We start from the raw sequence: 12,669 nt of genomic DNA, 5'->3' as shown, positions 1-12,669 counted from the left end.
CCATCGCCAGCTTTCCTTTTCCTCAATCGGTACGCGCGTGGGATTGATATGGCGCTTGAGCTCCGAAGCCCCCTTGAACCGCTTTCTCGTCCAGAACTTCACCGCCGCCAGGCCAAGTGGCAATCCATCGCCAGTAACAGCAAGACTCGAATGCATCAGGATGCCGCATTGCGTGAGCGGTCGTCGCGGGCCCATGCCGTTCTTCCCTGTGCGCAGGCTCGTCTTGCCCGTGTAGCCGATGAGTTCGGAACGCTCGCGCTGGTACGAGAATGCGGTCGTGTCCTGCAGGATAAGCACTCGTCCATCGGTGGCCTTCACACGTTCGGCGCTGGCCTGCCCCATGCCGTCCCAGAGCTTTTCCAGCAGCGTTGCGAAGCGACGGCGCAACCGTGTGTCCTGGAATTCGCTTCCCTGGACTTCAAGATTCATCCACGACCGATCATCCGCCCGTCGCTTGCCGGCCATCTCGCTTATGCATGGAACGTGACGGATGCCAGGTTACCAGGTTTCGCGGCAAAGATGTGGGTAATTGCAAGATCGAGTTGGCGCTTACTATGCCTTGTGTATGCCCAACTGTGGTCGGGCATTCGTGTGTCGTTGTGCGGACGGCATGAATGCTCGTTTTGGCCCCCGCCTCCTTCGCAGGCACCGGCCCGTAGCCGAGAATCGTCCAGGATCGCATCGGGCAGCGCCTCCGGCAAATGAAAATAGCACCGCTCTTTCAGACGAGATCGCGTTTCCCTATAACCGTCGTAGTAATTTGCTTAGAAGTAGTCGTTGGTTGGCCTTGGCTGATGAATGTTCTCTCGTGGTGCGCCTGACAACAACCGCACCACACCGCACACCTCGACATGGCCAAAAATTTCGTCCTCTAGCTATCGAGACTATCGGTGTTCCAGAGGTGATTTCTACCAGCGAACGAATGACTTTCCGTAAGGATATTTCATCACTCCGGGAAGTCGAAGACAAGACCATCGGCTACCCTCCGAACTCGACGGCACAATACGCGCTGGACGCGGCCATCGGGGTATACAGGCTTGACCGCAGCAAAATCAAACCCGTACCTCTTGCGCCTAGTGAAATTGTCGCAGCATGGAAGGGCGGCGACATCGACGGCGCCTATGCCTGGGATCCTGCAAGTCAACAGCTTGTCGCCAACGGTGGGCTTAAGATCTTTCCACAATAGACCTGCAGAAAGACGGATACCTCATCTATAACAACTTCGTTATCCGTAGGGTTTTTGTGGAAAAATACCCGTAGATTGTGGCGGCCTTCCTGTAGACCTATGGGCTACACGGCGGAGAGGACTAGAACCTTCGCATCGTCCATCGGCTAAGAGCGGCTAACACAACCTGGACATCAAGCCCTAGGTTTCGTATCCTGGGCGCATGTCCAGAAGAAAAATCAGCAACGAACTGTGGGCGGCGCTGGAACTGTTGATTCCGGCATTTACGTCGTCACCCAAAGGCGGCCGTCGGCGCACAGTTGACGACCGCGCAGCACTGAACGGCATCCTGTATGTCCTGCAAACGGGCATCCCATGGGAAGATCTGCCGCAGGAACTGGGTTTTGGCAGCGGCATGACATGCTGGCGACGGCTACGAGACTGGCAGGCCGCAGGCGTGTGGGAGCAGCTGCATCTGGCAATGCTTCGCCGGTTGCGTGAGCACGACCAGATTGATTGGGAACGGGCGAGCCTCGATGCTGCCAGTGTTGCCAGCCCCCGGGGGCCAGGAAACCGGCCCCAACCCGACAGACCGGGGAAAGCTCGGGTCCAAACGGCACATCGTTGTAGACGCGCGCGGCATTCCACTGGCCATCACGGTCACGGGCGCCAACCGACACGACTCGATGGCATTAGAGCCCACGCTCGATGCCATTCCGGCAGTCTCGGGTCTGAATGGCCAGCCCCGCAAACGCCCGGGCAAGTTGCGTGCGGACAAGGGCAATGACTTTGCCCGCTGTCAGCGTTACCTGAAGCAGCGCGGAATCACGGCCCGTATTGCCCGTCGCGGCGTGGAAAGCAAGGAGCGGCTCGGGCAACATCGCTGGGTGGTCGAGCGCACGCATGCATGGTTTGCCGGTTTCGGCAAACTGCGCATTCGTTTCGAACGGCGTCTCGACATTCATCGTGCTTTGCTTTCCTTGGCTGCTGCCCTTATCTGCTCGCGAGTCATATCAATACCAGCGAACCGCACAGCTGATGACGCTAACAGGGAAGCGATGACCATGAGAAAGCGGTTTTGTCTTCTTCATTACGTCATTCTACGGCCCCCATTCCATTAACCTGACAGAGCCGGGAGGCCTTGTCGATCTGCCGCATTTCACTGTATAGAATAACCATAGCGATAAGACCCGCTGCCATATCGGCAGCCGCTACGGAGAACAACAGGCCGTCTTGCCCATAAGCGTGCTGCAGCAAGGCCATCAGGGGCATCAGAAACAAGCCATGCCGCAGTACCGCTACAAGCGTTGCCCAGATTGCGTTGCCCTTGGCCTGCATGAAAAGCAGGCACACCTGTTGCACCCCTAACACCGGCAACGCACAATGGAATAGCAAGATCGCGCGGCTACCAATCTCTATCATCGCCGATTCGTGCGCAAACCAGCCGATGATGGTTCTAGCTTGCCACACGACCCAGCCGGCATAGACTCCGGCGAACGTTAGCGCGACGGCAACCATAGCCCGAACCGCTTGCGCCACCCGTGTCCAGTTACCTGCGCCGACATTAAACCCAACAACCGCCTGCGCCCCGCTGCACAGTCCATACAGCGGAAGTGCTGCCAGCATCGCCAAGCGGCTGGCCAAACCTATCGCCGCCACCGATGCCTCACCGTAGCGAGCAGCGAACCCATTGAGCATGGACATGGCCGCTACCGCGAGCAGCGTATTGAGCGCTGGCGGAATGCCGATGCGGGCGATGCTCGCCAGTCGGCACCCGCAGCGTCCCACCGATGGCCACGATAAGACGATGGCTCCGTGCCTGCCCGCGAAATGTCGCCAATACAAGGTTAAGCCGCACAACTGGGCCAGAAATGTTGCGATGCCAGCCCCCTCGATGCCCAGCGCGAACCAGAAAATCATCACCGGGTCGAGTGCCGCGTTCATTGCGAAGGATGAAACTTGGGTCGTCATGCTGAGCACGGTATTGCCATCCGCTCTCACGATGAAACCACAGACCATATTGAATACCACTGCCACATAGCCCAACAGCAGCCAATGAAGATAAGCCACGGCCAGTGGCAAAATCGATGGTCCAGCGCCTAGCCATGTCAGCAAAGTTGGAGCCAACTGCCAGCCCGCGATAGCCGTTATGCCAGCAATTACCATCGCAGACCATAACGCGTGCGATGCATAATCGTTGGCAGAGTGATCGTCGGCACGTCCCAGGCTTCGAGCAATCAACGAGGCGGCCCCTGCACCGAAGATCTGGCCTATTGCCGTGATGCCCATTGCAAATGGGAACGACAATGCCATCGCCGCGAGTGCTGCTGTTCCGAGCCGCCCCACGAAATAGGCGTTGAGCAACTGATAAGCGGCACTGACAGTGACGCCAACGACGGACGGAAGAGCCAGCCGCAGGATCAGTGGCAACAGCCGATCGTGGGCCATTGACTGCATCCGTGATGCCGCAACTGCTGGCGTGTTCATACTGTGGCCCCGTCCTTCACGCTTGCTGCGTCCACATCTTCCTGATTGTCCCTGAGCCATCCGGCATAAGCCGCGAGACAATGCAGCAACTGACGTCCCAGCATATTCGCCTCCTCTGCGGAAAAACAAGGCAACGCACAATGCATCTGGATACGAAGTTTACCATCGACATTGTCGATATATAACCGCAACGTGTGATGACGGTTGGGCCCCATCCCATCACCCGTCCAGATCGTCGGTTGAGCAAGGCCGAGCAGCATGCGCGTACGAAGATTACCTAACACAGCGCGATAGTTGACGACAACACGTGGCCAGTCGAAATCGACCAGTGCCTTCGCCCGATCATCCGGCAGCAGATACGCAGCCGCCCGTAGCCCAATGCCATGGATCCGTGCCGAATTGCGCTGACGACGCACCGCTTTCAGACGTTCCGCCACACTGAGTCGCCCCTCGCAAATGATGGCCAGCGGGACAAGTTCCGCGGTAAAGCCCATAACCGTCGACAGATCCTGACCCGGCAGGATAGGCGTGCGCAGCATGTCCATGCTGTCCAGAAACAGCCCTCGTCGCTGGTTGCCCCGTCCTGCCACCTCCGCCAAGGCGCACAGGATGACGTCGAACGCGTCAAAGCCGTGCCGGTCCGGATGCAGATCGAGCAGAATCTTTGTCGATTTCGCATCCAGATCCAGATAGCGAATCCCCTTGTGCGCGCACAAGGCCTCGAAAGCAGCATCACTGTGCATCTGCCCAGTATGGAGCATCTCGAACAAGCGCCGGCTGGAATCAGCGCCACTATCGACTGGTTCAACCTCGAGGACTGTTGCACCATCCTCACGCAGCAGTTCCCATGGCCGGCTTCGCCAATAAGCAATGTTGCTGTCCAACGAACCGCTCACATGTTCGCGCAGCGCCTTCACCCATCGATTCAACTGCGCGCGGCCACTGAATGCGGGAGCCGGTGCTTGGCCATGCTCTATCGCCAGATAGTAGCGTTCTACTTCGTCCAGCAGCAGCCGGAACCCATAGCCGTCGACCAGGAAATGATGAATTATGATAAAAATCCAACTGTGCGGCCGCCCACCGACCTCCGCCTCGATCAATTGGAAACGCGACATCCAGGTACGACCATCGAACCGGAATGCATATTGCGCTTTCTCAGCGATATCAGATACCTCTCGCGTGCAATCCCCGAGCTCTGAGTACGAGCCCAATGCAACTCGCTCCAGATGCAACGCTCCGACTCCGGTATGGAAGCGTAGATCAGCGTCATCTCGAGAGATCCTGGTGCGCAACAGTGGGTAGTCTTTCGCCAACCTAACGATAGCGGACTCCAATATGGCCGGATCCAAACGACAGCTATCGTCCTGCCAGATCGCGCACATGTTGAAATGCTCGTCTAAACCCATGCGCCGATTCATGAAGCGTATCGTAGGCGTTACTTCCACTCCACCGTCGATTTCGCCATCGTGGTGCACCAGTTCGCTGGAGCGGGCATCGATCAGCCCAGCCAGTTCGCGTAACACTGGATAATCGTACAACTCGCTGACAGAAAAGCGGATGTCCATCCTGGCCGCCCGCGCCACACAGCGCACGCTCAGCATAGAGGTACCACCCAGTGAGAAGAAATGCGCGTCCGCACCAATCGTCGACATACCAAGCACTTCCTGCCAAACCGCAGCCAGTGCATGCTCGGTCGTGGTGACCAGCGGCGCGAATACGCCCACCGCGGTTTGCCGTGGCAACGGCAAGCGGGAACGGTCCAGCTTACCGCCCGGCAGCTTAGGCAAAGCCCGCAAGCGAACAAATGAACGGGGAATAGTATGGGGCAACAGCGAATGACGGAGCATTTGTCTGAACCCATCCTGTGTTGACGGCAGCTTCGCCTCCGTGCCCACCACGTAGGCAGTCAACAGCGGCTCGCCATCCGCAACGCGGTGCAAATGCACCGCGGCCTCCTCGACCCCAGGACATTTTTCCAAGACGTGAGAAATTTCATCCAGTTCAACGCGCAAGCCATGGATCTTGATTTGGTTGTCCCGCCTTCCAAGAAACTCCAGGCGGCCGTCGTCGCGGTGGCGCCCCAAATCGCCAGTGCGATAAGCCACAGTTCCGAAAGGCTGTAACTCTGGCACCGAATTAGCAACAAATCGCTCGACTGTCAGCTCCCTGCTGTCATGATAGCCATTCGCCAGGCAGTCACCCGTCACCAGGATCTCCCCCACCGCACCTTGAACCACCGGCCGCAACTTGTCATCGACGACGGCTATGCCGACATTGGCCACCGGCTTACCAATCGGGACAGTCCGTTCATCAGCGCCCACTTCGCACACCTCCCCCCAAGCGGCGTTCGAGCTACACTCCGAGGAGCCGTAAAAGTTGAACAAACGGGCCTGCGGGAAAGCCTCGAGAAAGCGCCGAGCCAACTCCGGTGGCAACGCCTCAGCGCTTGAGGTAACCAGCCGCAAATCTGAAACCGACCGTCCGTCTGTCAATTGTGCCGTCAAAATGCCGGTGATCAACGGTGGCGAGCACAGCAGATGCGTTACCCGGTAACGATCTAGCTGCAATAGCAGCAGGGATGGATCTTGCAGTTCTTGCTGACTCAGCAGCAAACTAGGAACGCCTTGTAAGAGTGGCCCGAAGATTTCCCATTGACTGGCAACCAGCGCCGCCGACTTCTGCACTACGCAGGCATCGCCTGCCTGGAAGGGGAATTGCCCCCACATCCAGTGCAAACGATTTAGGCATGCTGTAGCGGGAACCACAACGCCCTTCGGTTTTCCCGTAGAACCAGATGTGTAGACGATCTGCAGAACTTCATGCGAACAAGATGGGGAAGGGGCGGCATCTGTTTCCTCATTGCCGCATGCAACTTCCTCCGACGGCAGTAAAACCAGCCCTCTGTCACCAAATGCTTCCCGCTGCAACGGCGTGGCAACGAAGGCCTTGGGAGCGACATCTTTAGCAATCTCAAGTATGCGACTTATCGGATAATTTGCCCCGATCACCGAGTAGGTTGCGTGCAGCTTGATCGCAGCTAGAATAACGATCAACGCGTTAATGCCGCGGTCAATGCCAAGCAGCACGCTGTCGCCGGCACCAACACCGGAGGCTGCGAGTCTGTTAGCAAAACGGTTGGCCGCAGTATCCAACTCCGCGTACGAAATGCGACCGCGCTCCCAGAAATAAGCAGTATCCACTGGCGACATTTTGGCACGCGCTTCGAACATTTCGCGTAGTGTACTAGCGCCTGTATAAGCCAGCCGTCCTCCGTTGTAACGCTTAAGAAAAGCCTTTTCAGCTGGGTGCCGCAGATCCAGCTCTGCAAGCGGCGCCGCTGGCGCCGCAATGATCACCTGAATAATTTGCCGCAGGTTGAGCAGCATTCTGGAAACGAGCTCGTCGGAGAACAGCTCAGTGCAATAGGACATCTGCAGATAGATGCCGTCCCCCTCTTCCTGACAGTAAAGAGTGAGATCGTACTTGGTATAACCGTTTTCCAATTCGCGTGCGACAATTGACACATCGTGCTGCCCCTCAGAAATCAGCTCTGCCTTCTCCGAATACATGTTGAACATCACCTGGAATACGGGGGAAAAATTGCTTCCACGTACCACGTCAACTGTTTCCAACATCCGACTGAATGGATATGCCGCGTTGAAGGCAGCACCGATGACAGTTTGCTGCGTCGTGGCCAGATGTTCGATGAATGACTTGTCAGGATCCATCTTCGCCCTTAGCGGCAACATGTTTAGGAAGAACCCCAGCAGGTGTTCCGTACCTGACTGTTCGCGCACTACATTCGGAGTGCCGACGATGATATCGTCCTGTCCGCTGTACTCTCTCAATAAAACGTAAAAAGTCGTCAGTAACACGCTGAAAAGCGTGGTGCGATTGTCCGCAGCGAGTTCGCGAAGTCTGGACGCCGCGAGAGCCGGAATTTGTATGGCGTGTGACTTACCGGTGTAACGCATCCGCCTCGGACGAGGCTTATCGGAAGGCAGGGTCAGCACCGGCAACTCACCCGACAGCTGTTGTGCCCAGTATGAGCGCTGTCGCGCCCAGCAGTCCGATCGAAACTGCTCAGACTCCCATTTCGCGAAATCCGCGAACGAAATTTCGGCTTTGAGATCGTCCTCTGAACTAACTCCCGCCTGGTAAAATTCACGCAGTTTGCGCACCATCACCGAAAGCGACCACGCGTCCATAATGATTTCATGCGTGGTAAAGATGACAACATGCCGGTCGGAGCTCTCTCGTACTAGTAGTGCGCGATACAGTGTGCCTGCGGCGAGATCAAAGGCCGGTTGAAACTCGCTCGCCTTCAGTTCAGCCAACCTGGGGGCAGGATGGTCGCCGCAAAGGTCTATAAAGCGCAAACGACCCTTCGGCGGTGAATCGAAGGTCAAATATGGATTGCCGCTCTTTTCGACGAATCGGATGCGCAGTGTGTCGAAGTACTGCACCACCGCATCCCAAGCCCGACTAAAGCGATCCCGATCAAGCTCTCCGCAGCATTCGAGCGCCGTTTGCAAGGTATAGTTGGATGCTGTTGGATCAAGCTTCCACAAAAACCATAAGTGTTTTTGAATGTGGCTGGCCGGGACCTCTCCGCCCTCATCACGGCGACTGACGACAATGGCGCGGAGCGACTCATGCCCATCCTCTTTCTCGGCCAGGAGTTCGGTCAACTCATCTACTGTGCAATGGTACAGGTCAACCATAGAAACTTCGCAGGCGAATTCGCTCCGAATACGGTTGATCGCAAGCATGGCGCGCAGCGAGTCACCGCCCATCAGCAAAAAGTTGTCGTTCCGCCCCAGCCGGTCTAGATGTAGTATCTCGGCTAAGAGCCTGCACAACCGAGCCTGAAGACCGTGAGCGGGCTCCAGATATTTCACATCGGACAAAGGACGCAAATTTTCTGGAGAAGGCAATTGCTTGTAATCAAGTTTGCCATTGGCGTTTAATGGTAATTTCGCCAGCTCGAAGAAAAGATCAGGCAGCATGTAGTCAGGCAACTGACACGACATGTGTTCGCGTAAAGCGCTCCGTGTAACCTCCTCTCGAAGCTTGACGAAAGCCACGAGGCGCGGAAGTCTTTCCGCTTCCCCTGGACTAGTCAGTGTTTCCCTTGCCGTCAGTTTCACCCGATTGTCAGCGGGATAATGCACCACTACGGCCGCGGCCTCGACGGCAGCATGTAACCCCAACAAACCTTCCACTTCGTTAAGCTCAATACGGTAGCCGCGCAGCTTGACCTGGCGATCTGCTCTTCCGAGACACTCCAGCAAGCCATCCTCACGCAGCCTCACGAGATCACCAGTCTTGTATAATCGATCATATCCGCGCTTATCGCTGAAAGGGTTAGCCACAAAAGCCTGCTCGGTACGCGCGTCGTCGTTAATGTAACCACGCGCAACGCCAACGCCGGCTACACAAAGTTCCCCTACGTCACCTGACGCAGCAAGCGTCAGCGCCGCAGCATCTGGCCTGACCACATAGATTTCCAGATTGTCTATCGGTTTCCCGATTGGCATAAATGCCTGACCTTCCGCCGGGGAGTTAGAGATCAGTGCATGCGTGACACCGTCGGCACATTCAGTTGGCCCATAATGGTTGAGGATAGGAATAGACGGGTACATCGCCAGCCAGCGTCGGCATACGTCGGGCGGCAATGCCTCCCCGACGGTGGAAATCCTGCGCAGCGCCGGCAGTGCGCGTGCATCGATCAATTCGACTTCGGCCACAAACGAGCGTAGTAGCGACGGCACAAATTGAATGACTGATACTTGGGATTCGCGCAACTCAAGCAGCAGCCTCGACGGATCGCATACGACGTCTCTATTAATGATCCGCGTGCACGCCCCCACTTGCAGCGCCGCCATAAACTGCCACAGAGAAATGTCAAAACAGTGCGATGCGGTCTGCGCCACCTGGTCAGCATTACTGATCTCCAGATCGTGTACCTTAGCGTGCAAGTGATTGATCAAGCTCCGCTGTTCAATCATTACGCCCTTTGGGTGACCGGTGGTACCCGAAGTAAAAATGACGTAGGCAAGATCACTACCTTTGCCTCTGGGCCCGGCAAAGGCTGCGCTCGATTCTTGCGCTTCCTCAATATCAAGAAGCACTAGTTCCGGTCTGGTTGTCTGCAAATATGCCGCTTGTTCGAAGCAGTTCCGGGCGGTCAGCAGCAGGCAGCATTTACTCTTCTCCAGCATGTAATCCAAACGTTCCGCTGGATACTGGCGATCAAGGGGCATATAGGTACCGCGAATCTTAAAAACGGCAAGCATCGCAGCCAATAAATCAATTCCTCGCTCCATCAACACGCCGATGACGGGCGCCTCGCGGCCACAGCGCTCGGTCAGCGCCATTGCGATGCGGTTGGACTGCGCATCAAGCTCCCGATACGTTACCGACTCGCTGCCATGCCTCGCTGCTATATGTTGCGGATAACGCCGTGCCGCATCACCAAAGTAGTCCACCGCCAATAGTGTTTTCATTTAACCCTCACTCACTCGCCTAAGTGCTTGAATTAACCGACCCTTACTAAAAACAGCTCGCTCGGCGGGCGACCGCGCAAGTATCCGTGGAATGATCGCCGAAGGGTTCATTGCGTTTGGGTTGGATAACAGGCTAACTGGCTATCTTAAGATATCGAAAATCACATCTTCTTCGCATTCTGTACATATTCAATATATTGATATCTATTCAATTGGGTGTGTCACTTGCTCTGCTAAATTGAACCGCATTTTGATGCGGATACCAATGCAACGGCCAAGGTCACTGGTTACCATTAGAATCCGTACCTATAACTGCGAAAGATGAGGGTGGCGCAGGCACCTCACTACTCGCCCGCGTCGCGTAGCGGCGCTATATCGCGCCGGCCCCGCAGTTCTTCCCGATCCTCTGAGAGCGAGTTCCTGGCACGCTTCCGAAACGGCCACGCAGCGCTCACTGGCAAAAAACAGTATCGTGCTCGTGATGAAGGCTTTCGGATCATCGGAAACAAGCGAGCAATCGTGGGAGACCACACAGTGCGTGATCTGTTCATCGTTAAAGTAACCGCCCTCAATCACAATCACGACCTGAGCTCGAGCAAGCGATGTCAGGTGAAGAAGGGAAATATGCAATAAGTCGTAGCAAGAAATTCACTTGATACAGGTTTCGAACTGTATGCTGCAATATTAAAACCACGGTAAAGCGCCTGAAGAAATTGAAGGATGCTTCGGCACTCGACACTCCTGCAGCATAAGTTCAGAAGTATTCAACAGTCACATCATGGGTTAGGAGGTGCGGCGAACTCTGCTGGTCGTCCTGACCGTCGCGTTGATGTCGGTCCTCCATGCTGCTCACTTCGCCGACAGCTTCATTCTGTGCAGAGCCCTTGATATCTTTCTTTGTGAGATACATCGTTCGTCGGATTGCACAGCAACGCAGGAGAAAACTTCCTGCTCAGGGAACGGAATGGAACTGATGATCCAGAGCGCCGGTTCGTTAATAACGCGTAGCGCGGCACCTTGAGTGGACGCCGCAATAGAATGTCGACTATCATTTTTTGCAGATCTTGTCTGTTGTTCGTGAGGCTTTGGTGTGGTGTTCACGCTTCGTTACCTCCAGCTTCAATTTCCCCGCGAGAGCAGATGCAATAGTTGAGCCAACGCCACGACACACCTGAGGGATATCTCCCAACACATTGCTGATCGGGATGACTGATCGGCACTTACCCTCCAAAACGCTTGCGGGATCTTCCGGCAAATATCGTTTGTGGGATTTGCTGTGTTGCATATCCGACAATGTTGGATGTGCAACACCACGGATTGCCGCGACGAGGGCCGACTGGAGCAGCCCCCTGAATCTCCGGACACAGTCTCCCAGTTACAATAGCGGGTAGGCATAAGACTGTGTACATGACTAACAACAAGCACGAAGTGATGGAAGTGTTGACGGGGCCGGAGCGCCGGCGGCGCTGGTCGGTGGACGAGAAGCTGGCGATGGTGCGGGAGAGCTTCGAGCCTGGCAAAACTGTTTCGATGGTGGCCCGCCAGCACGGTGTGAATCCGAACCAGCTGTTTCATTGGCGCAAGCTCTATCAAGACGGTAGTCTCTCGGCGGTCAGCGCTGGCGAAGAAGTCGTGCCGGCTTCGGAGTTGGCCGACGCGCTCAAGCAAATCAGGGAATTGCAACGGCTACTGGGCAGGAAGACCGTCGAAGTCGAAATCCTTCGCGAAGCCGTGGAGTATGGCCGGGCAAAAAAATGGATTGCGCGCTCGCCATCGTTGCCGGGGGACGACCAGTGAAGCAGGTTTGCGACGTTCTCGGTGTGGCGCGCTCAAACGTGGCGGCAAAGCTTGCTCGACCCGCTGATTGGCGGGACGGCCACACGGCTCGACAAACCGACGACGCTGAACTGGTGGAGGAAATCCGGCGCGTAATCGCTGGCTTGCCGAGCTGGGGTTACCGACACGCGTGTGGGGCACAATGCGCAGCCGTAAAACGTAATAAATCTGTCACCTGACCTCGCCAGTAACCGCGGGGCAGAACGCGCCCGTGTTGACACATTTATTTACCTTCGAATCGGAATAAAAGCGTCAACTCGCATATGTCCGTATTAAATTTGTCAACTCGCCTCCTACACTTCGAATCCCGTCGGTAGGAGGTTTGTCTCATGGTGGATACCCTTCACGTAGCCGAGCCAATCGCGCTTGCCCGTCCGCGCGGCGCACACCGATTCGAAGCCTTCAGCCCCAAGCTCGCGCGCCGCGTCATGTTCTACCGGCGAGCATCGCTCGCACAATGGTTACTGCTCGAGGCGGATCCGAAGGTGATCACCTTCTGCGAACGACCCGGCTATGTACTGATCAACGGCGACCGTCGCCTTGCCGATTTCTGGGTGCACTACGTTGATCGCGAGGAGTTTGTTGTACTAAGCGAACTGCCTTGTGGAACCGATGCGGACGCGTCACGCGCCAGGCTTGCTGCTGGTGCCGCTGAAGTCCGTCTTGTCGCAT

Annotated in this window: 4 protein-coding genes and 4 pseudogenes; 4 read left to right on the top strand and 4 right to left on the bottom strand. The window is 56.2% G+C overall.

The genetic code is table 11. The features are described 5' to 3' along the window. Nucleotides 1-465 (bottom strand): transposase DNA-binding-containing protein (locus tag GCT19_RS39025; protein ID WP_265334647.1); only part of this gene is annotated, 465 nt, incomplete at its 3' end. Nucleotides 466-781: 316 nt separating this feature from the next. Between GCT19_RS39025 and GCT19_RS39020 the strand changes: the two genes are divergently transcribed. Further along, the gene (locus tag GCT19_RS39020; protein WP_152854885.1) at nucleotides 782-1,186 is read left to right on the top strand and encodes a glycine betaine ABC transporter substrate-binding protein; all 405 of its coding nucleotides are present in this window, start codon (nucleotides 782-784) and stop codon (nucleotides 1,184-1,186) included. 202 nt (nucleotides 1,187-1,388) lie between these two features. Beyond that, a pseudogene (locus tag GCT19_RS39015) lies at nucleotides 1,389-2,172 on the top strand (IS5 family transposase); the annotation flags it as partial. Between the two features lie 9 nt (nucleotides 2,173-2,181). Here the strand turns inward: GCT19_RS39015 and GCT19_RS45145 are convergent. The 3 genes and pseudogenes from GCT19_RS45145 to GCT19_RS39000 all read right to left on the bottom strand — a co-directional run. Then, a pseudogene (locus GCT19_RS45145) lies at nucleotides 2,182-2,256 on the bottom strand (IS6 family transposase); the annotation flags it as partial. A 4-nt stretch (nucleotides 2,257-2,260) separates the two neighbouring features. Next, a complete protein-coding gene (locus GCT19_RS39005) occupies nucleotides 2,261-3,613 on the bottom strand; it encodes an MATE family efflux transporter (protein WP_018437104.1) in 1,353 nt (450 codons plus the stop codon). A 35-nt stretch (nucleotides 3,614-3,648) separates the two neighbouring features. Then, nucleotides 3,649-10,161 (bottom strand): non-ribosomal peptide synthetase, encoded by a 6,513-nt coding sequence (locus GCT19_RS39000; protein ID WP_152854884.1) that lies wholly within the window; start codon nucleotides 10,159-10,161, stop codon nucleotides 3,649-3,651. Nucleotides 10,162-11,592: 1,431 nt separating this feature from the next. On the opposite strand from GCT19_RS39000, the pseudogene GCT19_RS38990 reads away from it, so the two are divergent. Then, a pseudogene (locus tag GCT19_RS38990) lies at nucleotides 11,593-12,154 on the top strand (transposase); the annotation flags it as partial. 172 nt (nucleotides 12,155-12,326) lie between these two features. Beyond that, a pseudogene (locus GCT19_RS38985) lies at nucleotides 12,327-12,669 on the top strand (hypothetical protein); the annotation flags it as partial.

The sequence above is a fragment of the Paraburkholderia atlantica genome, from assembly GCF_009362785.1.
In the GTDB taxonomy this organism is placed as follows: Bacteria; Pseudomonadota; Gammaproteobacteria; order Burkholderiales; family Burkholderiaceae; genus Paraburkholderia; species Paraburkholderia atlantica.
The sequence above is the reverse complement of the archived record's forward strand: the minus strand, read 5'-3'. Positions and strand labels throughout refer to the sequence as shown.